The following is a 26,011-nucleotide window of genomic DNA, read 5'->3' as shown; positions in this document are numbered from 1 at the left end:
CGGGGCCGATCCTTCCCGATCCCGGAACCTCACCGGTCGAGAGCCGTAACGATCTGCGCCAGGACCTTCTCCGGTTCGTGCACCAGGTGATGCCACGTGAACCTCAGCACGTGCCAGCCCGCGTTGACGAGAACGTTCTGCCGGGCCGCGTCGTGGTTGAACCGTTCGACCCCGCGATGCCACGCCCACCCGTCGACCTCCACCGCAACCATGCGGCGCGCGAACGCGACGTCGATCTCGTAGCCGTGACTGGTCACGTGCGGTCGCCACCCCGCCAGCCCGGCACCGCGCAGCAACCGCAGCAGCATCCGTTCAGCCTCGGACGCGCCGCCCTCACCCGCCGAGCGCAGCAGGCGCGCCGCCGCGGCGGCACCCCGTCGACCCGGGTTGCGTTCGTGGACGGCCGCGAGGATCGGCAGCGTCGTGTGCCGTTGGAGGGCACGGTCCATCGACACCGATCCCTTCGGCAACGCCACGGCCGCCTCGAGGACGGTCAGCGGCAGCGATGTCACCCGCAGGCTGCGGACCGTCGAGACATCCAGGCGATGCAGTGTGCGACGCCGGACCCGGCAGGGCGTCTGCCGTTGCAGGCATCGCCCGCGGGGGACGGTGACCCACTGTTCGCGGGGAGCGCGGTCCAGCAGTCCGTGCCACCATGCCGCGCTGGGACCGAACGCGCAGGCGTCCGCGCCCGCGCCGAGTACCGCCGCCCGCAGTTCGACGGCGGCGGTGTGGGTGCGGTCCGCGCGGATGAACACGCCGCGGTCGAGTCGACGCCAGTCGCCGCCGCTGACCCGCCGGTCGACGGCGGTCGTGCTCATGCCCGCCTCGACTGCCTGCGCGAGGCTGACCACACCGTCCTGTCTCGCCATGATGCGGTGGGCGCGGAGATCGCTCGGTCTGCCCATATCCGTTTCGACGCACTGGACGCCGAACGGTTCCACCCGGTGCCCCGTCCGGGAAGGATCGGCCCCGGAACCCGGGGCCGATCCTTCCCGGATGCACTCGCAGGGGTGTGACGAACCGCACCCGCCGCCCCCTTCGTCGCACCCCCGGCCGGTGGCAGACTGTGGTCGTCAGCACCCCACCCGGGGACCCGCAACGCGGGCCTCGAGGCCAGAAAGGGACAACGATGTCCGAGAACGCTGTCTACGGCGGTTCCGCCACCCCCTCCGGCGCACCCAAGCGCAAGACCCGGATCCATCACCTGCAGGCGATGAAGACCGAGGGCACCCGCTGGGCGGAACTGACCGCCTACGACTACTCCAGCGCCCGCCTCTTCGAGGAAGCCGGTATCCCCGTGCTGCTCGTCGGCGATTCGGCCGCGAACGTGGTGTACGGCTACGACACCACCGTCCCGGTCACGATCGACGAGATGCTGCCGCTGGTCCGCGGCGTGGTCCGCGGCGCCCCGAACGCCCTGGTGATCGCCGATCTGCCGTTCGGCAGCTACGAGGCGTCACCGCAGCAGGCACTCGAGACCGCCTTCCGGTTCATGAAGGAGGGCCAGGCGCACGCCGTGAAGCTCGAGGGCGGTGAGCGGGTGGCCCCGCAGATCGCGGCCCTGACCGCCGCCGGCATCCCGGTGCAGGCACACATCGGTTTCACCCCGCAGTCCGTGAACAGTCTCGGCGGTTTCCGCGTGCAGGGCCGAGGGGACGGCGCCGAACAACTCGTCGCCGACGCCATCGCCGTCCAGGAGGCGGGCGCATTCTCCGTCGTCATGGAGATGGTGCCCGCCGACATCGCCGGCCAGGTGACCCGCAAACTGACCATCCCCACCGTCGGCATCGGCGCCGGCAACGAATGCGACGCGCAGGTACTGGTGTGGCAGGACATGGCCGGATTCACCAGCGGAAAGACAGCGAAGTTCGTCAAGCGGTTCGGCGAGGTCGGCGCATCCCTGCGGGACGCGGCCACCGCCTACGCCACCGAGGTTGCCGCCGGCACCTTCCCCGGGCCCGAACACAGCTTCTAGGCAGTTGCGCTGCCTGTGCGCCTTTTTGGTAGCTACCACTACCAAAAAGGCGCACAGCACCTACATTGAGGAGCCTCAGATGACCGGATGTCGTCTCGCGGTCGTGTTCGCGACCGCCACTGCCCTGGCCGCGCTGGCCACCGGATGCTCCACTGGTGGTGACACCCCTGCGCCCGGCACCGCCGCGCACACCACGGCACCCCAGGTGCAGCCGACGGCCGGCACGCCGGCACCGTCGTCGGGGAACACGCTCGGTGTCTCCGGCGAGCAGGTCACGCAGTTGTGCAGTGACATCGACGGGCAGTTGCAGAGTTGGCGCACGTACACGCCGACGATCGGCAAGGCCGGACTGAACACCGCGGTGGTCTCGTGGGCCACCGCGAACGGTGTGGATCTGTTGAAGCTGGCGGGTGATCGCGGGCAGGTCGACACGATCATGTCGGAGCAGTGCCCGCAGGTGCACGACGGCGCCCTGTATGCGCTCGAGGTTCCGACGCTGGCGTCGGCGCTGATCGGGTTCTGAGTCGTGCGGACGCTGTATCCGCCGATTTCCCCGCACGAGACCGGGTTCCTGCCGGTCGGGGACGACCAGCACGTGTACTGGGAGGTGAGCGGGAATCCGTCGGGCAAGCCGGTGGTGTTCCTGCACGGCGGCCCGGGTGGCGGCACCGATCCGGCGCACCGTCGGTTCTTCGACCCGGACGCGTACCGGATCGTGCTGTTCGACCAGCGCGGGTGCGGGCGTTCCACCCCGCACGTCGCGTCGGGTGCGGATCTGTCGGTGAACACCACCGACCGTCTGATCGCCGACATCGAGGCGCTCCGCACGACCCTCGGTATCGACCGCTGGCAGGTGTTCGGCGGCTCGTGGGGGTCGACGCTGGCGCTCGCGTACGCGCAGCGGTTTCCGCGGCGGGTGACCGAACTGGTGTTGCGGGGGATCTTCCTGCTGCGCCGCAGCGAGGTCGACTGGTACTACAACGGTGGGGCCGGACTCCTGTTCCCGGAGCGGTGGGAGCAGTTCCTGGCCCCCGTCCCGCCGGGTGAACGGTCCGGTGACCTCGTCGAGGCGTATCACCGGTTGCTGCACGCCGACAATCCCGACGTGGCGTTGGAGGCGGCGGTCGCATGGTCGACGTGGGAGGGTGCGACGAGTCATCTGCTGCCGCATCCCGACCGTGTCGAGCAGACGGCGGAGCCGCGGTTCGCGTTGGCGTTCGCACGGATCGAGAACCACTACTTCCGCAACGCCGGCTTCCTCGACGAGGGGCAGCTGTTGCGGGACGCCGCCGTGCTGGCGTCGATCCCGGGGGTGATCGTGCAGGGCCGCTACGACGTGGTCTGTCCGGCGGCGAGCGCGTGGGAGTTGCATCGGGTGTGGCCGGGGTCGGTGTTGCACCTCGTCGACGACGCCGGTCATGCCGCGTCGGAGCCGGGGATCACGCATCGTCTGATCGAGGCGACGGACCGCTTCCGGCCGTGACGATTCCGGCCCGGTGCCGGTCGACGGGCCGCTGCCGCGCTGGTAGACCTGGACGTGTGGCAGCGGGGACGACGGTCTCCGGGGTGATCGTTCCGGCGACTCGACGGCACTACGAGCGGCTCGTGTCGCTCGTGGCCGATGTGCGCGCCGACGCCCCCGACTCGGTGCACCGGATGCGGGTGGCGGCGCGGCGGATGCGCAGTTTGCTCGGCACGTTCTCCGACGCGTTCCCGCCCGCCGCGACCGTGACGGTGCGCGGTGAACTGCGCTGGCTGGGCGGTATTCTCGGGGCGGCCCGCGACGCCGAGGTCCTGGCCGGACGGTTCGGCGACCTGATCGATGCGCAGCCGCCCGATCTGCTGCTCGGGTCGGTGCACCAGCGTCTGGTCGGGGTGCAGGAGGACATGTACCGGGCGGCGCACGCCCGCATCCTCGAGGTGTTCGACGGTCCGCGGTTCGCGGCACTGTGCGCACTGCTCGACGAGGTCACGTCCGGCGATCACCCGGTTCCTGAGGGTTCGACGGTGCGCGGCGGCCTGGATGCGGCGTACCGGCAGCTGCGCACGGCGTACCGGAAGGTTCCGGGCCGACCGGATGTGGACGACGGCGCAGACGACACTGCTGCCGCGTTGCACCGGGTTCGCAAGCGCGCCAAGAAGGTGCGGTACGCGGCCGAAGCCGTCTCGGATGCGGAACCGTCGGCGGCGGCTCTCGCGACCGCGGCCGAGTCGCTGCAGACGCTGCTCGGCGCCCACCAGGACGGGGTGCTGGCCCGCGCCCGGATCCTCGATGCGGTGGCCCGTGCCCGCGCCGACGACGAGGACACGTTCGCGTACGGCGTGTTGTACGCCGCCGACCGCGCGCGCACGGTCCGGGCCGCCGACGAACTACCGGGCCGTGTACGGGCGATCCGGAAGGCCTACCGGCACCTCGGGTTCCGGCGGTGACGGTCGGCCCCGGAACCGGTCGGTCAGTTGTTCCACTCGTCGTCGACGGCGTCGGCCGCCTTGTTGCGTGCGGCCGCGATCTGCAATGCCTGCTCGGCGGTCGCCCGGTCGGGGTACGGCCCCATCCGGGTGAACACGTCCCCCGTCCGCCCCTGGGACACCGAGCCGTCGGACAGGTCGAAGTACCACTGATCGTCGTCACTCATGTCTCCAGTGTGCCTCGACCGGGGTTCGGGTACGGCCGCATCCGGGTCACCGGCACAGCCGATTCGCAGCGACGCGAAGAGTGCAGTACGTACATCTGTGACAAAGCGACTCGGACTGCTACTCTCTGCGCGTACGGCGCACTCGCGTCGACGCTTTCGCGTCACCGAAGCACCGGTGCACCCTGTCAGTTTCGTACCGACGCGCCTGCGTCACAGATCGGAGTCCGGCATGTCCTACATCATCTTCGACACCCTGCTCCCCTACCTCGGCAAGGCCGACGCCGAGCACTGGGCCAAGCTCCTCATGATCAATCCGATCGGCGGATTCTTCCAGTAGGACACGGACGCCGCAGAGCCACGGCGAAGGCCCCCGGATTCCTCCGGGGGCCTTCGCCGTATTCGAGTGTGGGCGGACGAGTCGGCGTGTAAGCCGGATCCTGTCCCCGACGCGAGGCGTCGGGTGGCGACCATCCATCTGGGCACACCGTTGCCGGGTACCTCGAGCGGTTCACCCGCAGGCTCGGGCGAGCAGCCCTCGAACACCTGCGCAGCCGCACCGTCACCGGTGCGGCCTTCAACCTTGCTCCGGGCGGGGTTTACCGAGCCACCCCGGTCACCCGGGGTGCTGGTGCGCTCTTACCGCACCTTTTCACCCTTACCGACGCTCACGCGTCGGCGGTCTGTTTTCTGTGGCACTGTCCCGCGAGTCACCTCGGGTTGCCGTTAGCAACCGCCCTGCTCTGTGGAGTCCGGACTTTCCTCGGCGTCGGGCCTGGCATCACGTCGGACACCGGTTCCCTCTGCCGCGGCCGCCCGGCCAACTCGTCCGCACCGGAAACAATACTGTGTGTGCGCTCCGGTTCCGAACCCGCGGTGTCGGTGGCCCGCACTATCGTCGGCGCATGACCCGTTACGTGGCGCTGCTGCGCGGCATCAACGTCGGCGGTATCCGTATCGCGATGGCCGATCTGCGGCGCGTGTTCGTCGACCTCGGGTTCGACGACGTGAAGACGGTGCTGGCGACCGGCAACGTGCTGTTCGACGCCACCACCGACACCGACACCGCCGCACTGAAGCCGACGATCGAGTCCGCGTTGCGGTCCGCGTTCGGCTACGAGGCGTGGGTGATCGTGGTCGACGTCGACACGCTCCGGCGCATCGTCGAGGCGTACCCGTTCGATCCGGAGCGCGACGGGCGGCATCCGTACGTGCTGTTCACCACCGATCCCGGCGTGGCGGCGGGTCTGCTCGCGGACCATCCGGTCCTCGACCCGGACATCGAACGCATCCAGTCCGGGGAGAGCGTCGTGTACTGGGAGGTCGAACGCGGCCGGACCCTCGACAGCCCGTTCGGCAAGTCCACGGGCAAGCCGAAGCCGAAGGCCGTGACCACGACCCGCAATCTGCGGACCCTGGTGAAACTGCTGGCCTGACCCGGCGTGGCATCATGCGTCGGTGACGATCGTGGCGGTGCTGCTGGTGGCCGCCGTGATGGTGTTCGCGATCGTGCGGCCGCGCGGCCTGCCCGAGATCGTGGCGGCCGCACCGGCGGCGGCCGTCGTCCTCGTTGCGGGGATCGTGCCGCCCGAGCGGGCGTGGCACGAGATCACGGTGCTGGCGCCGACGGTCGCGTTCCTGGCGGCGATCCTGGTGCTCGCGCATCTGGCGGATGCGCTCGGGGTGTTCGCGTGGGTGGCGTCGTTCCTCACCCGGTCCGGCGGCCCACGCCGTCTGCTGGTGGCCGTGTTCGCGGTCGCCGCGGTCACGACGGCGGTGCTGAGCCTGGATGCGACGGTGGTGCTGCTGACGCCGGTCGTGCTGCGGGCCGCCCGGACGCTGGGGGTGTCACCCCGCCCGTATGCGTATGCGACGGCGCACCTGGCGAATTCGGCGTCGACGCTGCTGCCGGTGTCGAATCTGACGAATCTGATCGCGTTCTCGGCGACCGGTCTGACGTTCGTTCACTTCACTGCGGTGATGGCGCTGCCGTGGCTCGTGACCCTCCTGATCGAACTGGCGGTGTTCGTGGTGTTCTTCCGCCGCGACCTGGTCTCGGCACCGGCACCGCCGGCACCACCGGATACCCCACGACCGGCGGGACCGGCACCGGTGCTCGCTCTGGCCGTCCTCGTACTGGCCCTGTTCGGGTTCGCGTTCGGCGGCCTCGTCGGGGTCGCGCCGGCGGTGACGGCCGCCGTGGCCGCCGCGGTCCTGGGCGTGGTAGCCCTGAAGGACGGCCGCACCGAGCCCCGGCGCCTCGCCCGGGCGGCCGACCTGCCGTTCTGCGGCTTCGTGTTCGCGCTGGCGGTCGTCGTCGCCGGAGTCGCGACCGGGCCGGTCGGCAGTTGGCTCACGGACCGACTACCGACCGACGCGAGCCTGGTCGGGATGCTCGCGACGGCGGCGGTCGCCGCGATCGCCGCGAACCTGATCAACAACCTGCCGGCGACGCTGCTGCTCCTGGCCGCATTGGGTCCCGCCGCCCCGACCGGGCTGGTGCTGGCGATGCTGATCGGCGTCAATCTGGGCCCGAACCTCACCTACGTGGGCTCGCTCGCGACGATGCTGTGGCGTCGGGTGGCGTCCGCGAACGGCGACCGGCCCGAACTCGATACGTTCACCGTGCTCGGGCTGGTCACCACTCCCGTGGCCGTCGTCGCGGCGACGATCTGCGTGTGGCTGGTGCTGTGAGGCTGCTCCCCTACACCGCTCAGCGGGCGGCGACGAGGTCCTCGTCGGCGAACGGGTCGCCCTGCCGGGGCGCGTTGTACAGCGTCTCGTCGAGGATCTTCTCGCGCTTGGCGACGATGGTCGGCACGAGTGCCTGGCCGGTGACGTTGACCGCGGTGCGGCCCATGTCGATGATCGGTTCGACGGCGAGCAGCAGTCCGACACCGGCGAGCGGCAGGCCCAGCGTCGACAGCGTCAGGGTGAGCATGACCGTCGCACCCGTCGTGCCGGCGGTGGCCGCGGATCCGATGACGGACACCACGATGATGAGCAGGTAGTCGGTCAGGCCCAGGTCGATGCCGTAGAACTGGGCGACGAAGATCGCGGCGATCGCCGGGTAGACGGCGGCGCAGCCGTCCATCTTGGTGGTGGCGCCGAGCGGCACCGCGAACGACGCGTATTCGCGCGGCACACCGAGGTTGCGTTCGGTGACCCGCTCGGTCAACGGCAGGGTGCCGATCGAGGAGCGGGAGACGAAACCGAGCTGCGTGGCCGGCCACACCCCGGAGAAGAAGTTCTTCACCGACAGGCCGTGCATGCGGATGATCGCCGGATACACGCCGAAGAACACGATCGCGAGACCGATGTAGATGGCGAGTGTGAACATGCCGAGCTGGCCGATCGCGTCCCAGCCGTAGGTGGCGACGGCCTTCGCGATGAGCGCGGCGGTGCCGATCGGGGCGAGCCGGATGATCCACCACAGCACCTTCTGCACGATGGCGAGCAGGGCGGCGTTGAAGTTCAGGAACGGCTCGGCCTTCTCCCCCACCTTGAGGGCGGCGATACCGATCGCGATCGCGACCACCAGCAGCTGCAGCACGTTGAAGCTCAGCGACGTGGTTGCACTCAGGGCGCCCGACGCGCTCTCGGTGACGGTGGTCCGGGCGCCCAGGCCCAGGAAGTTCTGCGGCACGAGTCCGGTGAGGAACGCCCACCACGACCCGGCGGACTTCGGTTCGGTCGCGGTGGCGGCGTCGACGGTGGTATTGGCGCCCGGCTGCGTGATCAGACCGACCGCGATACCGATCAGCACGGCGACGAACGCGGTGATCGCGAACCACAGCAGCGTCTGCACGGCCAGTCGGGCGGCGTTGGCGACGTTGCGCAGGTTCGCGATGGAGGAGACGACGGCGGTGAAGATCAGCGGGATGACCGACACGGTCAGCAGCCCGACGTAGCTCGAGCCGATGGTGGTGACGGTGCCGACGAGCCAGTTCGGGTTGCCGTCGGCGGCGTCCGGCATGGCACGGGCGACGAGCCCGAGGACGATGCCGAGGATCAGACCGGCGACGATCTGGGGTCCGAACGAGGTTGCCCACGTGGGCAGGGCGCGCCGGGGCGCGTCGAGGGTGGGGGCCGACATGAGGGCCTTTCAGGGTGACAACGGGGAGCGCACGGCGGTGCGTGGTCTCCGAAAGGACGCAGGGGACACGCGGGGCACCGGGACATCACACGGGATTTCCGGGAGCCGGCCCGGACACGAGAGGTCGGGCGTCGTCAGAAGCGACAGACCGCGCTCGACTGCAGACAGTTGTCGACCCAACGGCGACAGGTCAGCAGGGCGTTCACATTGGACACACTACGCCCGCCGCCGATGGCGAATCCAATCGACCGTTCGTTCGGCTACCGACCGCACCGGTCACAGGTGCGACGTGTCGTTCACCAGCCGCACCGATGCACCACCGTCCGGATAGAACTCGGCGATGCTCAGCGACGCCAGATCCAGGTGCAACCGGTACAGCAGCGACGGCCCGACACCCAGCGCGAGCTGCAGCAGCGTCTTGATCGGGGTGACGTGCGAGACGACGAGAATGTTGCTGCCCGCGTACGTCGCGGTCAGGTCGTCGCGGACGGCCTCGACCCGGGTGCGTACCTCGTCGAAACTCTCCCCCGCCGGGGGCCGGACCGCGGTGTCGGACAGCCAGCGGCCGTGCAGGTCCGGATCGCGTTCGGACGCCTCGAGGAACGTGAGGCCCTCCCACTTCCCGAAGTCCGTCTCGATCAGACCGTCGTGGACGGTGACCGGCAACCCCAGCGCGCCCGCGGCCGCCTCCGCGGTCTCACGGGCCCGCCCCAGCGGCGACGACACGACCGCCGCGATCGCCCCCTTCGCGGCGATCCGGCCGGCCGCGGCCCGCACCTGCCCGCGCCCCAACTCGGTGAGCGGCGGATTACCGCGGCCCGAATAGCGGCGTTCCACCGACAGTGCCGTCTGACCGTGCCGCAGCAGCAGCATCCGGGTGGGGGCGCCGACCGCGCCGGTCCAGCCGGGGGCCGGCGCGACCGCCGCGTCCACAGCCGCATCGGTCGAGTCGTCGGCGAGGCCGGACACGATCGCGTCCTGCCCGTCCATCGCCTCGTTCGCGAGCCGGTCGGCGTGGCCGTTCTCGCTGCGCGGGATCCACGTGTAGCTCACCCGGGCGAATGCCGCGGCGATCTCCCGGGCCCGCTGCGCGAGCGGAATCATGTCGGGGTGCTTGACCTTCCAGCGTCCCGACATCTGCTCGACGACGAGTTTGGAATCCATCCGCACGTCCACCTCGCGGGCGCCGGCGTCACGGGCCGCGGTCAGGCCCGCGATCAGACCGCGATACTCGGCGACGTTGTTGGTGACGACACCGAGGAATTCCCGCCGCTCCGCGAGCACCCGCCCGCGGGCGGCGTCGAACACGACCGCGCCGTAGCCGGCCGGACCCGGATTACCGCGGGACCCCCCGTCCGCCTCGACGACGACGCGGTCGGTCACAGACCGGATTCCTTGGTGCGCACCATGATCGCGCCGCACTCGGGGCAGCGGACGACGACGTCGGCGGGGGTTCCGGCGATGCGGGCGATCTCGCCGCGGTCGATCTCGATGCGGCATGCGCCGCAGCGGCGGGCCTGCAGCAGTGCCGCACCGACACCGCGGTCGGCGCGCTGCTTCTCGTAGATCGCGAGCAATTCGTCGGGGAACAGGCCGACGAGCCCGGCCCGGTCCGCGTCGCAGCGTTCCTGCGTCTTGTCCAGATCGGCGACGGCGTCGTCGCGGCGGCGCTCGGCGTCGATCATCTCGTCCTCGGCCTGTGTCAGGCGTGCCCCGGCATGATCGTGGTCGGCCTGCGACGCCTCCCGGCGCTCCATCACGTCCAGCAGTTCCTCCTCGAGGACCGACTGCCGGCGCTCCAGGCTCCCGAGCTCGTGCTGCAGTTCGGTGAGCTGCTTCGGGGCGAGCGTGCCACCCTCGAGGAGCTTGCGGTCGCGGACCTCACGCTGCCGGACCGCGTCCACCTCGCCCTCGAGCTTCCGGATGTCGCGATCGAGATCGTCGAGCACGATCTCCACGGCCACCGCCGCGTCCTTGCGGGACACCCGCTCGGCCTCGAGACGCTCGACCTCCTGCTGCTCGGGCAGCGTCGAACGACGGTGCGCGAGTCGGGCCGATTCGGTGTCCACACCGGCGAGTTGGAGAAGCTTGGACTGCACTGAGGGGTCGACGTTCACGCGTGAAAGCTCCTGCTGTGTTCTTGTACATCGCTGAGGTACATCGGGGCACTCGGTGACCCGAGATCGAGTGTCAACCGTACCCGCCCGCGGTCAGTGACAGGCGACGGTCCACGGATCGGTCCGCAGGTCCGTCACCCGCACGTCCCAGCCGTCGACCCCGGCGAACCGGGCGTCCAGGACATCCTTGGCCTGCGCGCACCACGGCTGCTCGCTGGCCCAGTGCGCGACGTCCACCAACGCCGGGCCGCCGGTGCGCAGGTGCTCGTCGGCGGGGTGGTGCCGCAGGTCGGCGGTGACGTACACGTCGGCACCGAGCCGGGACACGGCGCCCAGCAGCGAGTCCCCGGATCCGCCGCACACCGCGACGGTCTGCACGATCCGGTCCGGGTCACCGGCGGCCCGGACCCCCCATTCGGTGCGGGGCAGCGCGGCGGCGACGGTCGCGGTGAACGCGCGCAGTGTCGTCGGCTGCGACAGGACCCCGATGCGGCCGAGTCCGCGGCGGCCGGGCCGGTCCGCGGTCTCGTACACGTCGTAGGCGGGTACCTCGAACGGGTGCGCGGCGTGCAGGGCCGCCCGGATCGTCTCGCGGCGGCCGCGGGGCGCGACCACCTCGAGCCGGTCGTCGGGTCCGCGTTCGAGTCCGCCGACCTCCCCGACGACGGGGTTCGCGCCGGCGACGGGCCGGAACTGGCCGTCGCCGGTGACACTCCAACTGCAGTCGTGGTAGTTGCCGATCGCGCCGGCCCCGGCCGCGAACAGGGCGTCGCGCACGTCGTCGGTCGACGCGGGCGGCACCATCACCACCCACTTGTCGGTGACCTCGTCGGGGATGGGGACGAGCGGCCGGGTGTCGACGAGTCCGAGCGCGCCGGCGAGAGCGTCGGACACGCCCGGATCGGCCCGGTCGGCGTTGGTGTGGGCGCTGTACAGTGCGCAGCCGCCGCGGATCAGCCGGTGCAGCAGCGCCCCCTTGGGGGTGTGCGCGCCGACGGTGTCGACGCCGCGCAGCAGCAGCGGATGGTGCACGAGCAGCAGTTGCGCGCCGGTGGCGAGGGCCTCGTCGACGACGGCCTCGGTGGCGTCGACGGCGACGACGACCTTCCGCACCTCGTCGTCGGGGTCGCCGGCGACGAGCCCGACCGAATCCCACGACTCGGCGAGCGCCGGCGGGTAGGCGGCCTCGAGGGCAGCGATGACGTCGGCCAGGGTCGGGGTGGTCGTCACAGGATCTCCTTCAGGACGTCGATCAAACGTTCGGTCGTCGGTCGCGGGCGCACCGCGATCCGCAGGACGTCCGGGCCGAGCCCCGGGAACGTGTCGCAGCGCCGGACCGCGATCCCCCGCTCCCGCAGCGCGATCCGCACCCGCTCGCCGCCGGGCACCCGGAGCAGCAGGAACGGCGCCGACGCCGGGGTGTGGACGTCGATACCGGCGCCGCGCAGCAGGTCGACGGCGATGTCCCGGTCGGCGGCGATACGCAGGGCCTTGTCCGCCGCCTCGGCAACCGCGTGCGGCTCGCTGCACGCGGTGATCGCCTCGAGCTGCAGGCTGCCGACCGGCCAGTGCGCCCGCCCGTGAGTCAGCCGAGACAGCACGTCGGGGTGCCCGAGCGCGTAGCCGCAGCGCAGACCGGCCAGCGCCCACGTCTTCGTCAGACTGCGCAGCACCAGCACGTCCGGCAGCGAGTGTCCGGCCACCGACTGTGTCTCCCCCGGTACCGCATCCATGAACGCCTCGTCGACGACGACGATCCGGCCGGGCCGCCGCAACGCGAGAATGTCGTCGACCGGGTGCAGCACCGACGTCGGATTGGTGGGGTTGCCGAGCACCACCAGGTCGGCCGACTCTGGCACCACCGCCGGGTCCAGCCGGTAGGGCGCGTCGAGACGCACGTGGACGACCGGGACACCGGCCTCGCGCAGCGCCAGTTCGGGTTCGGTGAACGACGGGTGGATCAGCGCGGCCCGACGTGGGGCGAGCCGCGGCAGCATCGCGAACCCCTCCGCACCGCCGGCGAGAGTCAGTACCTCCTCGGCACGGCGGCCGTGCCGGGCGGCAACCTGCTGCCGGGCCCGGAGGTCGGCGTCGGCGCCCGGATACCGGCCGAGGGAGGCGACCGTGTCGGCGAGCCGGCGTCGCAGCCACTCGGGAGGTCCGTCCCCCTGCACGTTGACCGCGAAATCGAGCAGTCCGGGACCGGTCTCGGTGTCGCCGTGGTGCCGCAGCGGCGCGAGCACGTCGGTCGCGGTCCCTGATCCGAAGTCCATGACCGCCCACCCTACGGTGGGGACCGACCGGGACAATGACACGGTGACTGATGCGGTGACCGACAACGTGACGCCCCTCGCCCCTGTTCTGCTGTTCGACCTCGACGGCACCCTCACCGACTCCGCGCGCGGCATCCACAACGGTTTCCGGCACGCCCTCGCGGCGGTCGGCCGGCCCGAGCCCACCGCGGCGATGCTGGCGACGGTGATCGGTCCACCGCTGATCGAGTCGATGCACGCGATGGGACTCGACGAGCCGGAGACGGCGGCCGCGCTGGCCGCGTACTTCGAGCGCTACGACGCGGCCGGCTGGTCCGAGAACGCCGTGTACGACGGGGTCGAGGAGACGCTGGCCGCGGCACGCGCGGCGGGGGCCCGGCTCGCGGTGGCGACGTCGAAGACGGAGACGTTCGCGATCCGGATCCTGGAGCATTTCGGGCTCGCCGGCCATTTCGAGGTGATCGGCGGCGCCAGCGCGGACGGGTCGCGGCGCGCGAAGGCCGACGTGATCGAGCACGTCCTCGGCGGGCTGGGACTCCCGGCAGTCGCGGACGGCACGACCGACGTGGTGATGATCGGTGACCGCGAGCACGACGTGCACGGTGCCGCGCACTGGGGCATCCCGACGGTGTTCGTCGAATGGGGCTACGGCACGCCGGGCGAGGCGGCCGGGGCACGCTGGACGGCCGCGACCGCCGCCGATCTGACTCGGGTGCTGACGAGGTGACCTGCACCGAACCAGTACCGTAGGGGTCGTGGGCAGGCTGAAATTTCTGTTGCGACCGGGTTGGCTGGCGTTGGCGGCCGTCGTCGCCGGTTTCGCGTTCATGTGTTTCACGGTGCTGGCGCCGTGGCAGCTGGGCAAGAACACCCGGACGTCGGAGCGCAACACCCTGCTCGAGGAGTCCATCGACGCCGGCGCGGTGCCGATCGACACGCTGATCGGCGGCACCGGGCCCGCACCGCAGGACGAGTGGCGCAAGGTGCTCGCGACCGGCACGTATCTCCCGGACACCGACATCCTGGTCCGGCTGCGGTCTGTCGAGGATCAGCCCGCGTACGAGGTGCTCACGCCGTTGGCGATGTCGGACGGGCTGACGATGCTCGTCAACCGCGGGTACGTGCGGCCGGTGCGGGGCACGCAGGCGCCGCCGATCCCCGCCGCCCCCACCGGGCAGGTGACGGTCGAGGGCCGCATCCGGATGTCGGAGGGCACGGTGCCGGGTAAGGATCCGATCACCGAGTCCGGCACCCGGCAGGTGTACTTCATCGACTCCGGCCAGATCGGCGGCTTCATCGGCACCGATCTGGTGGCCGGCTACCTGCAGCTCGACGACGCCCAGCCCGGTGGCCTGGGCACGATCCCGCTGCCGCAGATGGATTCCGGACCGTACCTGTCGTACGGCCTGCAGTGGCTGGCGTTCGGGATCATGGCGCCCCTCGGCCTGGCGTATTTCGTGCGCGCCGAGCTACGGGAGCGTCGCAAGGCCAAGGCGCTCGCGGCGGCACCGGTGCTCGAGCCCGAACACACCCCGCCGACCGAACCCGCTCCGTCGACCGGATCCGTTCCCGAGACCACCGCACCAGCGCCCATCGACGACTTCCGACTGCCGGCCAAGCGCACCCTGCGCAAGAAGAAGTCCGACGCCCCGGCCGCACCGTTGACCGCGTCGGAGGCGAAACTCGCCGACCGTTACGGCAAGCGCCGCTGACGCCGTCGTCCCACCGCGAGCGCGACCACCGCGGCAACCCCGGCCGCACCCGTCTGCACCGCGGTCGACAGTCGTGCCGCCCGCTCGAGGTCGGCGACGACGGGCGCCGGACCGGATCCGAGAGTGGGACGCATCTCCACGCCGTGCCCGTATTCGGTGCGGCCTCCGAGTTGCACCCCGAGCGCGCCGGCGGCGGACGCCTCCGCGACCCCTGCGTTGGGGCTGGGATGGTTCGCCGCGTCCCGGCGCCACGCCCGCCACGCCGCGGCCGGTGAGCCGCCGACGACGGGTGCCGCGGCCACGGTGAGTCCGCCTGCGAGCCGGGCGGGCAGCAGGTTGACGGCGTCGTCCCAGCGGGCCGCCGCCCACCCGAACTGCCGGTATTTCTCGTTGCGGTAGCCGATCATCGCGTCGAGCGTGTTCGACGCCCGATAGCCGAGCAGTCCGGGCACCCCCGCGACCGCACCCCACAGCAGGGCGCCGACGGTGGCGTCGGAGGTGTTCTCGGCAACCGATTCGAGGCTGGCGCGGGCGATCCCGTCGACGTCCAGGACACTCGGGTCGCGTCCGCACAGTGACGGCAGCAGATTCCGTGCCGCCGCGAGGTCGCCGCGGTCGAGGTGGGCGGCCATGGTCCGTCCGGTACCGGCGAGCGAGGTGCCGCCGAGGACCGTCCAGGTGGCGGCGGCGGTGACCGCCGCCTCCCCTGCCCAGCCGAGCCGGACGCTCAGGTGTTCGACTGCGACCCCGGCGGCGACGGTCGCGCCGACGAGGACCGCAGTGTGCACGACACCCGCGGGCCGGCTGTCGGCGTACGTGCGCTTCTCGACTGCCATGGCGGCAAGCCCGAATCCGGCGACCGGATGGAAACTGCGGGGATCGCCGAACGCGCGGTCGGCGGCGTAGCCGAGGAGCAGTCCGGCGGCGCGAGCCGAGGCACGGACGGAACGGGGGGCCTGACGGCGGGTGGAGCGCAGCACGCCGCCAGTTGTATCACCGGACCGAATCAGCGTTCGAATCCGCGGCGCATGTCGTCGACGATGTGCGGACGGTCCAGCGTCGACGGTGCGAGGACGCGGCGCTGCCGGTCGAGGGGGAACCCGGCGGCCGCGGCGAGGGTGGTCGCGTCGAGGAACCGGCGGGGCGCGGCGTGCGGTGACAGCGCCAACTCCGGGGGCGGTCCGGCCTGCGCGAGCGCGTACCCCCAGTCCCCGAAACTCGGCACCAGCACGTGGTACGGCGTCACCCCCAGTCCGACGGATTCGACGGTGCCGACGGTGCGCCAGAACGCGTCCGGCGTCGAGTACGGGCTGCCGGACTGCACCACCATCAGGCCGCCGGGGGCGAGTGCTGTCGACGCGATCCCGTAGAACTCGGTGGAGTACAGCCGGCCCAGGGTCGGGGTGTCCGGGTCGGGGAGGTCGACGATCACGGCGTCGAACTCGCCGTGGGTGCCGGCGCGCAGCCAGCGGAACGCGTCGTCGACGACGACGGTGACCCGCGGATCCTCGAGGGCGCCGCCGTTGAGGCCGCGCAACCGGGTGTTCGCGACGTCGAGGACCGCCGGATCGAGTTCCACCTGCACGATCTCGCGGACGCTGTCGTGTCGCAGCACCTCGCGGGCGGCGAGACCGTCACCGCCACCGAGGATCAGCACCCGCTGCGGGTCCCGTGCCAGCGCCGGATACACGAGGGCCTCGGTGTAGCGGTGTTCGTCGCGGCTGGAGAACTGCAGGTCGCCGTCGAGGTAGAGCCGGGTGTCCCCGGACCGTTCGGTGACGACGATCTCCTGGTATTGGGAGCGTTGCGCATACACGACCGGGTCCGGGTACAGCCGCTGCCGGGACGTGGTCTCGATGTCGGACGAGCGGGCCAGCAGCGTCGCGAGCAGGGCCGCGGCCAGCAGCAGTGCCAGCACGGCGACGGCCCGCGCCGCGGGGCGCAGGTGCCCGCGCAGCAGGAACAGGGCGGCGACCGCGGCCGCGCCCAGGTTCACCATGCCGGTCAGGGCGGTGCCGCGGATCAGTCCGGCTGCGGGCAGCAGCAGGAACGGCCATGCGAGACCACCGACGAGGGCGCCCGCGTAGTCGGCGGCGTTGAGGTTGGCGAGCACCTTGCCGGTGTCGGCGGCGTCACCGTCGCGCCCGGTCTGCAGCAGCGTCATCAGCAGCGGCACCTCGGCGCCGACGAGCATGCCGATCGCGGCGGTCGCGAGGACCAGCACCCACGTCGACGAGCCGAGGAACGTGAACGACACGTACAGGGTGGCGGCGCTGACACCGCCGACGAGTCCGAGGACCACCTCGACGCCGACGAACGCCGCCGCCGCGTGCCGCAGCAGCGGTTTCGCGGCGAGCGCGCCGAGTCCGAGGGCGGCGACGTAGCAGGCGACGATGAGCGACGTCTCGGTGATACCGCCGCCGGTGAGGCTCGCCGACAGGGTCAGCAGCGCCAGTTCGTACACCAGCCCGCACGCCGCGCAGGCCGCGACGGCGGCGAGCAGCAGCACCCGCGAGCGGCGGCCCAGTGCGCGAGGCGCGGTCGGCGCGACCGCCGTCACGACAGGGCTGCGGCGTTGACCAGGCCGACGGAGAACAGGGTGATCGCGACGGCCCATGCGGCCCCGCACATGCGGGGTTCCCCGACGAGGGTGACGAGGCGGCCGGGCAGCAGCACGTTCATGATCGCGAGCGCGGCGGCCTGCAGCACCACCCCGACGACGCCGTACACGAGCGAGTCGACGAGGCCCTGCGCGAATCCGTCGGAGCTGGTGAGGATCGCGGTGATCACGACGATCGCGAGCGCGAGGTGGTTGGCGCCGAGCAGGATCGCCGCGTTGGGGTTCTTCTCGACGTACACCTGGTGGCGCAGGTTGCCGGGGGTGAGGGCGTCGAGCATCGCGAAGCCGGCGGTGAGCACGGCGATACCGACGGCGAAGAACGCGAGGGTCGCGGCGATACCGCCGACCATCGGCCCCAGATGGACAGATCCCATCTCGGTGGTCACGGCGAGGTTCGTGACGGTCATGTGCGTGCTCCCGGAAGACGGTGTGATGGTGATCATTTCGCGGACCCCGATCCGCCGGACACGTTGCCGGCCGCGGGCGAGCCGGGACTGAACACGGGTCCGAGGTAGGCGAAGTGGCCGCCGTTGTAGCGGCCCAGGTCCTCGACGGTGACGGTGCTGCCGCCGCCCGCGGCCGGGCCGACGGTGACGATGTCGTCGCTGTAGCGCAGGTACTCGTTGTTGCCGTCGGCGCGGCGGGCGCTGGGTTCGTCGTCCGCGACGATGCGGGAGACGGTGGTGCCCACCGGATCCGGCGAGTGGTAGGTGGTCACGCTGCCGGACTTGGAGCGGTACTCGAAGTTGTCGCCGAGGTGGTCGCGGACGTTGCCGCCGCACCCGGCCAGCAGCAGGCCGACGCAGGCGAGCACGGCCGCCACGAGTCCGCGCTTCACGGCCGCCACCTGCTCTCGGTCGTGACGACGGTGCCGGATCCGCGGCCCGGGTACAGGTGCCACGTCCGCCAGTGCCACTGCCCACCGTCCGCGGTCGCGGTCAGTGCCGTCAACGCATCCGGGTCGCCGGGGAATCCGGCGCACACCCAGTCGTCGGCGGCCGCGTCCGCCCGCAGATCGCGGGCCCGGTCGCGTAGTTCGGTCTCGGTGACGTGCTCGACGCGGGCAGCGAACCGGTAGCCGTCCTGCTGCTCGGCCGCCGGGAGTCGGCGTCCGCCGGAAGCGACGGCGTCGCACGACACCTGTTCGGTGAACACGGTGTCCCCGGATTCGGCGACCACCACGTGCGACGCACCGAGCACGCCGAGGGTGACGGTGCCGGCGACCGGGTCGGACAGCCGCAGTTCGGCGAGGGTGTCGGGGGCCGGGGCGCCGAGGACGAGGCCGAGCGCGTCGGCGGCGACGTCGGTGGGGGCCACGTCGAGCAGGTGGACGCTCACCGGGCGGGACCGGAGTGGATGACGCTCAGCTCGCCGCGGGTGACGCTGCGGCCCGTCGAGACCTCCCACGACGAGGCGCGGGTCCACCGCTCGAAGCCGAGCAGTCCGGTGCCGTCGGCGGTCTCGTAGTCGGCGTAGTCCATCGCCCCGGTGGGCGCGGTGCCGGTGGTGCCCTCGGCGGTGAACCGGGCGGAGCCGGATTCGATCCGGCGGTAGACGCGGTCGTCGAGGATCACGTCGCCGTCGGGTTCGAGGCCGGTGCCCTCGCGCCGCATCCACAGCGTCATCTCGAGTTCGCCCTCGTCGTCCTCGACGGTGAGCCAGCGGCGGCCGGTGGAACCGTCGAGGAGGTGTTCACGCCACTGGTAGCCCTCGTCGTCGAGGACGATGGTGCCGCGCACGACGTGGTCGATACCGGCGTAGGTGACGATGTCGCCGACACCGATCTTGTGCGGGTCGTACGCCTCGGGGTAGTCGGCGAGCGGGTCGACGCGGCGGGCCGGTGCGGACGTCCCCGCCCGCTTGACGTAGACGACGATGCCGGCGACCACCACGAGCACGAACAGGACGATCAGAACAATCAGTACAGCCATGCGAACAGGTTTCCCCCACGTTCGTCGGGTTCCGGGACCCGTCCGACCCTACTGGTCGTCGCCGGCGGCCCCCTCCAGCAGCCACGACTCGAACGCCTCGTTGCACAGGCACGCCGACGATCGCCGTAGTCGCAGCAGCGCGATCGCCCCGGCCGGATCCGCCTCCCCGGACAGCACCATCGCCCGGGCCGCGACCAGGCTCGACCGGTTCAACCCGACCTGGCAGTGCACCAGCACCGGCCCGGTCTCCCGGCACACGTCGACCCACGCCGCAAGGGCGTCGACCTGCTCGAAACCCTGCTCGGGACTGTCGTACATGCGCACGTACATCTCGGAGTCGACGGCGTGCCGGATCTCGTACTGCTCCCACGGGTAGAGGGAGACGAGATGGCGGACGAAACCCGGCAGTATCAGGCCGTCCCGGCAGCCGCCCTGCCACAGGTTGTGGGCGACCTCGCTGATGACCGGGACGTCGAACGGCAGATGCCCGTGTGCGGTGATGCCGACCAGGTGCTGGCGCAGCGGGTCGAGTCGGATGTCGATCGCCGTCGGATCGACGTACTCGTCGTTCACGCGGACGTCCGTTCGTTGCGGGGACGGGACTCCAGTATCGCCGCAGAACGTCGGCGGGCGTGCACGGTTTCGCGTCGCGGTCGTACCCGGATCGGCGCTGCTGATGCGAGGATGCCCGGAGCAGCACGACACTGTCCGGTTTTCACGACGAAAGGGGGCGACGCGAGTGGCGACGACCACGGTGAAGAACGCGCGCAAACGGTTGGGGTCGCTCATCCGCGCGGTCAACGAGGACGCCGTCGCGATCGAGATCGTCGGCAGACGCGGCGAGGCGGTGCTGATCTCCCGGGAGCGGTACGCCGCGCTGCAGGAGGCGAACTTCCTGCTCCGGTCCCCCGAGTTGATGGACAGTCTGCGGCGGGAGATGGCCCGCGCCCGTCCCGCGGCAGCGGCGGCGAACCACGGGAAACGCAGTAAACGCAAGGACGCCGCAGGTTAGTCGACGGCGCCGAACCCGGCGGGTGATCGGCGGGGACGCACGAGGACCTCCGCGACCAGTGCACCGATCTTGGTTCCGATGCACAGGCTGACGAATGTCGCCGGGGTGCTGTGCAGGGCGGCGGTGTCGAAGGCGGCCACCGCCACGAGTCCGACGGTGCCGGGTACCAGCAGCAGGAACGCCGGCTGGAACGAGACCGTGGCCGGGACCGCGACGGTCAGGCTCTCGAGGATCCGGGCGGTGACGAACAGGACGCCGGCGGCCAGTCCGGTCGCGGCGACACCGCCGATGACGGGCGTCGCGACCGTGAGGACCGCGTAGGTGCCGGTCATGACGGCGACACCCAGCAGGGTGAGCCGACGGCCGGCACCGAACGCGATACCGATCCCGAGTGCGAGCACCACGACGCCGACCCAGGACATCCACAGCGGCGGCAGGGCCTGCCAGCCGCTGGTGCCGGCGGCCGCACCGATCTGGCCGATCAGCGCGGCGGAGTCCGGGTCGATCCGCAGTCCGGTCACGTGCGCTCCGGCGCTGATCCCGGCGGTCATGAACCCGAGCATGATCAGCCCGTAGAGCAGTCGCGCGGATCCGGTCACGATGTCGGTGGACGTCAACTCCAGCAGCGCGTTGGTGATCACCGCGCCCGGCACCAGGATCGCGACGGGCGCGCACACCGCGAACAGCGGCACCGGCCCCAGGTCGAGGGCGGTGCCGACGACCCCGACGAGCACGGTGGACAGGAACGCGGTGACGAACGGCACGATCGAGACACCGTCGCGGGTCCGGTCGAGGATCGAGGCGACCACACCGACGAGCGCACCGACCGCGGCCGCGACGAGGATCGACCACCACGGGCAGCGGAACACCACGGCCAGACCCCCGGCGATCAGTGCGCTGCCCACCGCCCAGGACGTCACCGGATGGGGACGTGTCATCGCCCGCACCTGCGCGATGCGTGCGGGTAACTGCGACAGCGACACCGCCGCCGCAACCGTCTCGTGGAGCAGTCTGCTGGCGTGCGCGGCCTGCCGGAACGACAGTCCGGACTTACCGGAACGCACCATCGTCACCGTGCCGGTGTCGTCGGTGACGATGACGGAATCGGGCAGGACGGCGAACGCCAGATCACCACCGGCGCCCCGGCCGGCCGCCGGCACCGACTCCAGGGACGCCCGCACATCGGTGACCGACAGCCCCGCCTCGAGCAGCAGGACCCCCAGCTCACCGAGATGCCGGGCGGGGGTGGGTTCGGTACCGGTGCCGGTGGTGCGGGTCGGACTGCTCACACGAAAAGGGTAACGACGGTGGGCGCGGAGGGTTTCGAACCCCCGACCGCTGGTGTGTAAAACCAGAGCTCTACCACTGAGCTACACGCCCGAATTCCGGCGGCAGATGCCGCCGGAATCGCCTCAGGACTGTAGCGCGGTGAGCGCTTTCTCCCAAGCGCCCTGGTCACGGGGCTCGCCGGGACCGTTCATCTCGGCGAACCGGACGACACCGTCCTTGTCGATCGCGAACGTGCCGCGGTTGGCGAAACCGAGGGCGTCGTTGAAGACGCCGTACGCCTGCGCGACGGCACCGTGCGGCCAGAAGTCGGACAGCAGCGGGAACGTGTAGCCCTGTTCGGCGGCCCAGATCTTGTGGGTCGGCGACGGGCCGACGGAGATCGCGAGGATCTCGGCGTCGTCGTTCTGGAACGTGGGCAGTTCGTCCCGCACCCGGCACAGTTCGCCCTGGCACACGCCGGTGAAGGCGAGCGGGTAGAAGACGAGCAGCACGTTCTTCTTCCCACGGAAGTCGGACAGCGTCACTTCCTGGTTGTTCTGGTCCTTGAGGGTGAAATCGGGCGCGGTGGCGCCCACTTCGAGAGGCATGTCGGCTCCTGAGGGTCGGGGTGTGGGTCAGCGCTTGGGGGCGCGAGCCTTGGGCTGCACCAGGCGGCTACCGCTCCAGGTCCCCAGGTTGGCTGCCGACGTCTGCGTCAGGCCGGCGGTCGGCGCCGATTCGGCGATCTCGCTCGGCTCGACGTGGCCGGGCAGACCCGTCTTGGGGGTGAGCACCCACACGAAACCGTCGTCGGACAGCGGGCCGATCGCGTCCATCAGCGCATCGACGAGATCGCCGTCACCGTCACGCCACCACAGCAGCACGACGTCCACGACCTCGTCGGAGTCTTCGTCGACCATCTCCCCGCCGACGGCATCTTCCACCGATACCCGCAGGTCCTCGTCGGTGTCCTCGTCCCAACCCAGCTCCTGGACCACCATGTCGTGGACAATTCCTAGCTTCTGGGCGTAGTTCTGGGCGTCCTCCGCGGCGACCACGGTTGGTGTCCTCCTCCTGTTGTGGAGCTCTGCTCGGCCGAAGCGATTCGGCCGATCTCGCGCATCCCGGTCGGGATCGAGCGTGCAGCGATCATTAGTGGAAAGCGAACAGGGTCGGAGCCGTTCATGCAAGCCGACGAACGTGAAAATTTCGAGAAAGCCCGAACGATACCGCCCAAACCTCGCTGATCAGGGCAAACGCGGAGGCGTCGATGACGGTCCGACGCGCCCGGCCCCGAACCGGGGAGCGGGGGTGCCCACATTCGACGGATGAGGGAAGATGAGGGCTGCGCCATATTCATATGGAAACCGGCGGCCCCTACCCAGGACCGTCCGGAGGGAGCGGACGCGGCATCCGCGCGTCCCCACCACAATGAGGAGCACACCTTGTCAGACCTGATCCAAGGGCCCGCGTCTTCACCGAACGCCGACACTCCTGGCGTCCCCGGAGGGTCCTCGTCACCCGCAGCACCCGGCACCGACGGCCGGGTCCGCGTCATTCGCGAGGGGGTGGCCTCCTATCTGCCGGACATCGATCCGGACGAGACCAGCGAGTGGCTCGAATCGTTCGACGGCCTGCTCGACCGCGCCGGCGACACCCGCGCCCGCTACCTGATGCTGCGCCTGCTCGAGCGGGCCGGTGAGAAGCACGTGTCGATTCCCGCGCTGACCTCCACCGACTACGTCAACACCATCCCCACCGAGAACGAACCGTGGTTCCCCGGTGACGAGGAGGTCGAGCGCCGCTACCGCGCCTGGATCCGCTGGAACGCCGCGATCATGGTGCATCGCGCGCAGCGTCCGGGCGTCGGCGTCGGCGGCCACATCTCGACGTACGCGTCGTCCGCCGCCCTGTACGAGGTCGGCTTCAACCACTTCTTCCGCGGCAAGGATCATCCGGGCGGCGGCGACCAGATCTTCGTGCAGGGTCACGCGTCGCCGGGCATCTACGCCCGCGCGTTCCTCGAGGGCCGGATCGGCCCCGAGCAGCTCGACGGCTTCCGTCAGGAGGCCAGCCACGCGAAGAAGGGCGGCGGCCTGCCGTCGTACCCGCATCCGCGTCTGCTCCCCGACTTCTGGGAGTTCCCGACGGTGTCGATGGGCCTGGGCCCGATGAACGCCATCTACCAGGCCCGGTTCAACCACTACCTGCACGATCGTGGTCTCAAGGACACGTCGCAGCAGCACGTGTGGGCGTTCCTCGGCGACGGCGAGATGGACGAGCCGGAGTCGCGTGGTCTCGCGCATGTCGCGGCCACCGAAGGCCTCGACAACCTCACGTTCGTGGTCAACTGCAACCTGCAGCGTCTCGACGGCCCGGTCCGCGGCAACGGCAAGATCATCCAGGAGTTGGAGTCGTTCTTCCGCGGCGCCGGCTGGAACGTCATCAAGGTCGTGTGGGGTCGTGAGTGGGACACCCTGCTGCACGCCGACAAGGACGGCGCGCTCGTCAACCTGATGAACGAGACGCCGGACGGCGACTACCAGACCTACAAGGCCAACGACGGCGCATTCGTGCGCGAGCACTTCTTCGGCCGCGACCCGCGGACCAAGGCCCTCGTGGCGAACATGAGCGACCAGGAGATCTGGAACCTCAAGCGCGGCGGCCACGACTACCGCAAGGTGCACGCCGCCTACGCGGCCGCGATGGCGCACAAGGGCCAGCCGACGGTCATCCTCGCGAAGACCATCAAGGGCTACACCCTCGGCAAGCACTTCGAGGGCCGCAACGCGACGCACCAGATGAAGAAGCTCACGCTCGACGATCTCAAGCGGTTCCGCGACATCCAGCGCATCCCGATCTCCGACGCGGAGCTCGAGAAGGATCCGTACCTGCCCCCGTACTACCACCCGGGGGCGGACGCGCCGGAGATCCAGTACATGCTCGACCGTCGCAAGACCCTCGGCGGGTTCCTGCCGGAGCGCCGCACCGACGTCGCGCCGCTGACGCTGCCGGACGACAAGGTGTACGCCCCGGTCCGCAAGGGGTCCGGCAAGCAGGAGATCGCCACCACGATGGCGACCGTGCGCATCCTCAAGGAACTGCTGCGCGACAAGGAGATCGGCCCGCGCATCGTGCCGATCATCCCCGACGAGGCCCGCACGTTCGGCATGGACTCGTGGTTCCCGTCGCTGAAGATCTACAACCGCAACGGCCAGCTGTACACGTCGGTCGACGCGGAACTGATGCTCGCCTACAAGGAGAGCCCGGTCGGGCACATCCTGCACGAGGGCATCAACGAGGCCGGGTCGACGGCGTCGTTCACTGCGGTCGGCACGTCGTACGCGACGCAGGGTCTGCCGATGATCCCGATCTACATCTTCTACTCGATGTTCGGTTTCCAGCGGACCGGCGACGGCCTGTGGGCGGCAGCCGATCAGATGGCACGCGGTTTCGTGCTCGGCGCGACCGCGGGCCGCACCACCCTCACCGGTGAGGGCCTACAGCACGCCGACGGTCACTCGCTGCTGCTGGCGTCGACCAACCCGGCGGCCGTCACCTACGACCCGTCGTTCGCGTACGAGATCGCACACATCGTCAAGGACGGTCTGCGGCGCATGTTCGGCGGCACCCCCGGCCAGGATGTGTTCGGTGGCGAGAACGTCTTCTACTACCTCACCGTCTACAACGAGCCGTACGCGCATCCCGCCGAGCCGGAGGACCTCGACGTCGAGGGCCTGCTCAAGGGCATCTACCTGTACAAGCGTGCCGAGACCACGGGACCGAAGGCCCAGATCCTGGTCTCCGGTGTCACCATGCCCGACGCCGTGCGCGCGCAGGAAATGCTCGCCGCCGACTGGGGTGTCGCCGCGGACGTGTGGTCGGTGACGTCGTGGGGCGAACTGCGCCGCGACGGCGTCGAGTGCGAGCGTCAGGCGCTGCACAACCCGGGCGAGGACGAGCCGCAACCGTACGTCGCCCGGGCGCTGGCCGGCGCCGAAGGCCCGTTCGTCGCGGCGTCCGACTGGATGCGTGCGGTGCCGGACCAGATCCGCCAGTGGGTGCCCGGCACCTACACGACGCTCGGCACCGACGGGTTCGGTTTCTCCGACACCCGTCCGGCCGCGCGCCGCTTCTTCAACGTCGACGCCGAGTCGATCACGGTCGCGGTCCTGTCCGCGCTCGCGAAGGACGGCAAGCTCGACCGTGCGAAGGCCGTCGAGGCGGCCGCCCGCTACCGGATCGACGATGTCGACGCCGCTCCGGAGCAGACGTCGGATCCCGGCGTCGCGTAACCGGTAGTCGGCACCGCCGACACCCGGAGAAGTAGCCACCCGCCCGCCGCCGGCACGAGTCCACCCGGACATTCG

Annotated in this window: 27 protein-coding genes, 1 tRNA gene and 1 other RNA gene; 10 read left to right on the top strand and 19 right to left on the bottom strand. The window is 70.7% G+C overall.

Going from position 1 to position 26,011, the window contains the following annotated elements; genetic code table 11:
* Nucleotides 1-29: 29 nt before the first annotated feature.
* Nucleotides 30-872 carry a type IV toxin-antitoxin system AbiEi family antitoxin domain-containing protein gene (locus E0497_RS05365; RefSeq protein ID WP_241665718.1) on the bottom strand — a complete coding sequence of 281 codons (843 nt, stop codon included), beginning with the start codon at nucleotides 870-872 and terminating at the stop codon, nucleotides 30-32.
* A 260-nt stretch (nucleotides 873-1,132) separates the two neighbouring features.
* Here E0497_RS05365 and panB point away from each other — a divergent pair, with 260 nt between their 5' ends.
* The 4 genes from panB (at nucleotide 1,133) to E0497_RS05345 (ending at nucleotide 4,408) form a co-directional block, all read left to right on the top strand.
* Complete coding sequence (gene panB / locus E0497_RS05360) at nucleotides 1,133-1,978, top strand: 3-methyl-2-oxobutanoate hydroxymethyltransferase (protein ID WP_137723746.1); 846 nt, start codon at nucleotides 1,133-1,135, stop codon at nucleotides 1,976-1,978.
* Between the two features lie 79 nt (nucleotides 1,979-2,057).
* The gene (locus tag E0497_RS05355; protein WP_137723745.1) at nucleotides 2,058-2,501 is read left to right on the top strand and encodes a hypothetical protein; all 444 of its coding nucleotides are present in this window, start codon (nucleotides 2,058-2,060) and stop codon (nucleotides 2,499-2,501) included.
* A gap of 3 nt (nucleotides 2,502-2,504) precedes the next feature.
* Nucleotides 2,505-3,461: a prolyl aminopeptidase gene (gene pip, locus E0497_RS05350; protein ID WP_137723744.1), complete on the top strand. Its 957-nt coding sequence runs from the start codon at nucleotides 2,505-2,507 to the stop codon at nucleotides 3,459-3,461.
* Nucleotides 3,462-3,517: 56 nt separating this feature from the next.
* On the top strand, nucleotides 3,518-4,408 hold the full coding sequence (locus E0497_RS05345; protein ID WP_137723743.1) for a CHAD domain-containing protein: 891 nt from the start codon (nucleotides 3,518-3,520) through the stop codon (nucleotides 4,406-4,408).
* Between the two features lie 23 nt (nucleotides 4,409-4,431).
* On the opposite strand, the gene E0497_RS05340 is transcribed toward E0497_RS05345, so the two are convergent.
* On the bottom strand, nucleotides 4,432-4,614 hold the full coding sequence (locus E0497_RS05340) for a hypothetical protein (protein WP_137723742.1): 183 nt from the start codon (nucleotides 4,612-4,614) through the stop codon (nucleotides 4,432-4,434).
* Nucleotides 4,615-5,024: 410 nt separating this feature from the next.
* Nucleotides 5,025-5,439, bottom strand: an RNA gene (gene rnpB / locus E0497_RS05335) — RNase P RNA component class A.
* A 77-nt stretch (nucleotides 5,440-5,516) separates the two neighbouring features.
* Here rnpB and E0497_RS05330 point away from each other — a divergent pair.
* Nucleotides 5,517-6,047, top strand: coding sequence for a DUF1697 domain-containing protein (locus E0497_RS05330; protein WP_137723741.1), 531 nt, complete (start codon nucleotides 5,517-5,519; stop codon nucleotides 6,045-6,047).
* A 22-nt stretch (nucleotides 6,048-6,069) separates the two neighbouring features.
* Nucleotides 6,070-7,305: an SLC13 family permease gene (locus E0497_RS05325; RefSeq protein ID WP_137723740.1), complete on the top strand. Its 1,236-nt coding sequence runs from the start codon at nucleotides 6,070-6,072 to the stop codon at nucleotides 7,303-7,305.
* A gap of 19 nt (nucleotides 7,306-7,324) precedes the next feature.
* Here the strand turns inward: E0497_RS05325 and E0497_RS05320 are convergent, their stop codons facing one another.
* The 5 genes from E0497_RS05320 to cobC all read right to left on the bottom strand — a co-directional run bounded on the left by E0497_RS05320 (nucleotide 7,325) and on the right by cobC (nucleotide 13,097).
* Nucleotides 7,325-8,707 carry a dicarboxylate/amino acid:cation symporter gene (locus E0497_RS05320; RefSeq protein ID WP_137723739.1) on the bottom strand — a complete coding sequence of 461 codons (1,383 nt, stop codon included), beginning with the start codon at nucleotides 8,705-8,707 and terminating at the stop codon, nucleotides 7,325-7,327.
* Nucleotides 8,708-8,983: 276 nt separating this feature from the next.
* Nucleotides 8,984-10,090, bottom strand: coding sequence for a bifunctional RNase H/acid phosphatase (locus E0497_RS05315; RefSeq protein ID WP_170312868.1), 1,107 nt, complete (start codon nucleotides 10,088-10,090; stop codon nucleotides 8,984-8,986).
* On the bottom strand, nucleotides 10,087-10,824 hold the full coding sequence (locus E0497_RS05310) for a zinc ribbon domain-containing protein (protein WP_137723737.1): 738 nt from the start codon (nucleotides 10,822-10,824) through the stop codon (nucleotides 10,087-10,089). Before E0497_RS05310 ends, E0497_RS05315 begins: the two co-directional genes overlap by 4 nt.
* 93 nt (nucleotides 10,825-10,917) lie before the next feature.
* On the bottom strand, nucleotides 10,918-12,054 hold the full coding sequence (locus tag E0497_RS05305) for a Nif3-like dinuclear metal center hexameric protein (RefSeq protein WP_137723736.1): 1,137 nt from the start codon (nucleotides 12,052-12,054) through the stop codon (nucleotides 10,918-10,920).
* Nucleotides 12,051-13,097, bottom strand: coding sequence for an Rv2231c family histidinol phosphate aminotransferase CobC (cobC, locus tag E0497_RS05300; protein WP_137723735.1), 1,047 nt, complete (start codon nucleotides 13,095-13,097; stop codon nucleotides 12,051-12,053). Before cobC ends, E0497_RS05305 begins: the two co-directional genes overlap by 4 nt.
* Before the next feature lie 43 nt (nucleotides 13,098-13,140).
* Here cobC and E0497_RS05295 point away from each other — a divergent pair, with 43 nt between their 5' ends.
* Both E0497_RS05295 and E0497_RS05290 read left to right on the top strand, forming a co-directional pair.
* The gene (locus tag E0497_RS05295; protein WP_241665717.1) at nucleotides 13,141-13,824 is read left to right on the top strand and encodes an HAD hydrolase-like protein; all 684 of its coding nucleotides are present in this window, start codon (nucleotides 13,141-13,143) and stop codon (nucleotides 13,822-13,824) included.
* A gap of 28 nt (nucleotides 13,825-13,852) precedes the next feature.
* Nucleotides 13,853-14,809: an SURF1 family cytochrome oxidase biogenesis protein gene (locus tag E0497_RS05290; protein WP_137723733.1), complete on the top strand. Its 957-nt coding sequence runs from the start codon at nucleotides 13,853-13,855 to the stop codon at nucleotides 14,807-14,809.
* On the opposite strand, the gene E0497_RS05285 is transcribed toward E0497_RS05290, so the two are convergent.
* From E0497_RS05285 to E0497_RS05255, 7 genes are read right to left on the bottom strand one after another with little or no spacing between them, the layout of a single operon-like run.
* Entirely contained in the window at nucleotides 14,791-15,789 is a 999-nt protein-coding gene (locus E0497_RS05285) for a cobalamin biosynthesis protein (protein ID WP_241665716.1), read from the bottom strand. The genes E0497_RS05290 and E0497_RS05285 overlap by 19 nt on opposite strands.
* Before the next feature lie 26 nt (nucleotides 15,790-15,815).
* The gene (locus tag E0497_RS05280; protein WP_137723732.1) at nucleotides 15,816-17,426 is read right to left on the bottom strand and encodes a polyamine aminopropyltransferase; all 1,611 of its coding nucleotides are present in this window, start codon (nucleotides 17,424-17,426) and stop codon (nucleotides 15,816-15,818) included.
* Entirely contained in the window at nucleotides 17,366-17,836 is a 471-nt protein-coding gene (locus E0497_RS05275) for a DUF350 domain-containing protein (RefSeq protein ID WP_137723731.1), read from the bottom strand. The genes E0497_RS05280 and E0497_RS05275 overlap by 61 nt, the downstream gene beginning before the upstream one ends.
* Before the next feature lie 32 nt (nucleotides 17,837-17,868).
* Complete coding sequence (locus E0497_RS05270; protein ID WP_137723730.1) at nucleotides 17,869-18,276, bottom strand: DUF4247 domain-containing protein; 408 nt, start codon at nucleotides 18,274-18,276, stop codon at nucleotides 17,869-17,871.
* A complete protein-coding gene (locus tag E0497_RS05265) occupies nucleotides 18,264-18,767 on the bottom strand; it encodes a DUF2617 family protein (protein WP_137723729.1) in 504 nt (167 codons plus the stop codon). The genes E0497_RS05270 and E0497_RS05265 overlap by 13 nt, the downstream gene beginning before the upstream one ends.
* Nucleotides 18,764-19,360, bottom strand: a complete 597-nt coding sequence (locus tag E0497_RS05260) for a DUF4178 domain-containing protein (RefSeq protein ID WP_137723728.1) — start codon at nucleotides 19,358-19,360, stop codon at nucleotides 18,764-18,766. The genes E0497_RS05265 and E0497_RS05260 overlap by 4 nt, the downstream gene beginning before the upstream one ends.
* 48 nt (nucleotides 19,361-19,408) lie before the next feature.
* Nucleotides 19,409-19,933, bottom strand: coding sequence for a protein-tyrosine phosphatase family protein (locus E0497_RS05255; RefSeq protein ID WP_137723727.1), 525 nt, complete (start codon nucleotides 19,931-19,933; stop codon nucleotides 19,409-19,411).
* 166 nt (nucleotides 19,934-20,099) lie between these two features.
* On the opposite strand from E0497_RS05255, the gene E0497_RS05250 reads away from it, so the two are divergent.
* Complete coding sequence (locus tag E0497_RS05250; RefSeq protein ID WP_241665713.1) at nucleotides 20,100-20,372, top strand: type II toxin-antitoxin system Phd/YefM family antitoxin; 273 nt, start codon at nucleotides 20,100-20,102, stop codon at nucleotides 20,370-20,372.
* On the opposite strand, the gene E0497_RS05245 is transcribed toward E0497_RS05250, so the two are convergent.
* The 4 genes from E0497_RS05245 to E0497_RS05230 all read right to left on the bottom strand — a co-directional run bounded on the left by E0497_RS05245 (nucleotide 20,369) and on the right by E0497_RS05230 (nucleotide 22,699).
* The gene (locus tag E0497_RS05245) at nucleotides 20,369-21,661 is read right to left on the bottom strand and encodes a threonine/serine exporter family protein (RefSeq protein WP_137723725.1); all 1,293 of its coding nucleotides are present in this window, start codon (nucleotides 21,659-21,661) and stop codon (nucleotides 20,369-20,371) included. The two genes, E0497_RS05250 and E0497_RS05245, sit on opposite strands and share 4 nt — an antisense overlap.
* A gap of 19 nt (nucleotides 21,662-21,680) precedes the next feature.
* Nucleotides 21,681-21,752 (bottom strand) — tRNA-Val (locus E0497_RS05240).
* A gap of 32 nt (nucleotides 21,753-21,784) precedes the next feature.
* Entirely contained in the window at nucleotides 21,785-22,249 is a 465-nt protein-coding gene (locus tag E0497_RS05235; protein WP_137723724.1) for a peroxiredoxin, read from the bottom strand.
* A 27-nt stretch (nucleotides 22,250-22,276) separates the two neighbouring features.
* Nucleotides 22,277-22,699, bottom strand: coding sequence for a DUF3052 domain-containing protein (locus tag E0497_RS05230; RefSeq protein ID WP_137723723.1), 423 nt, complete (start codon nucleotides 22,697-22,699; stop codon nucleotides 22,277-22,279).
* Between the two features lie 387 nt (nucleotides 22,700-23,086).
* Between E0497_RS05230 and aceE the strand changes: the two genes are divergently transcribed.
* Nucleotides 23,087-25,936, top strand: coding sequence for a pyruvate dehydrogenase (acetyl-transferring), homodimeric type (aceE, locus tag E0497_RS05225; protein WP_137723722.1), 2,850 nt, complete (start codon nucleotides 23,087-23,089; stop codon nucleotides 25,934-25,936).
* Nucleotides 25,937-26,011 lie beyond the last annotated feature (75 nt).

It is taken from the genome of Prescottella subtropica (assembly GCF_005434945.1).
Lineage (GTDB): Bacteria > Actinomycetota > Actinomycetes > Mycobacteriales > Mycobacteriaceae > Prescottella > Prescottella subtropica.
This window is presented reverse-complemented; position numbering and strand designations above follow the sequence as displayed.

Bases quoted from the DNA above. Each gene is read 5' to 3' on its own strand.
- E0497_RS05365 (WP_241665718.1), bottom strand. From the start codon at position 872: ATGGCGAGACAGGACGGTGTGGTCAGCCTCGCGCAGGCAGTCGAGGCG.
- panB (WP_137723746.1), top strand. From the start codon at position 1,133: ATGTCCGAGAACGCTGTCTACGGCGGTTCCGCCACCCCCTCCGGCGCA.
- E0497_RS05355 (WP_137723745.1), top strand. From the start codon at position 2,058: ATGACCGGATGTCGTCTCGCGGTCGTGTTCGCGACCGCCACTGCCCTG.
- E0497_RS05340 (WP_137723742.1), bottom strand. From the start codon at position 4,614: ATGAGTGACGACGATCAGTGGTACTTCGACCTGTCCGACGGCTCGGTG.
- E0497_RS05330 (WP_137723741.1), top strand. From the start codon at position 5,517: ATGACCCGTTACGTGGCGCTGCTGCGCGGCATCAACGTCGGCGGTATC.
- E0497_RS05320 (WP_137723739.1), bottom strand. From the start codon at position 8,707: ATGTCGGCCCCCACCCTCGACGCGCCCCGGCGCGCCCTGCCCACGTGG.
- cobC (WP_137723735.1), bottom strand. From the start codon at position 13,097: ATGGACTTCGGATCAGGGACCGCGACCGACGTGCTCGCGCCGCTGCGG.
- E0497_RS05280 (WP_137723732.1), bottom strand. From the start codon at position 17,426: ATGGGCCGTCGCGATCACCCTGTTCTCCGTCGGCCTGGTCAACGCCGC.
- E0497_RS05275 (WP_137723731.1), bottom strand. From the start codon at position 17,836: ATGACCGTCACGAACCTCGCCGTGACCACCGAGATGGGATCTGTCCAT.
- E0497_RS05260 (WP_137723728.1), bottom strand. From the start codon at position 19,360: ATGGCTGTACTGATTGTTCTGATCGTCCTGTTCGTGCTCGTGGTGGTC.
- E0497_RS05235 (WP_137723724.1), bottom strand. From the start codon at position 22,249: ATGCCTCTCGAAGTGGGCGCCACCGCGCCCGATTTCACCCTCAAGGAC.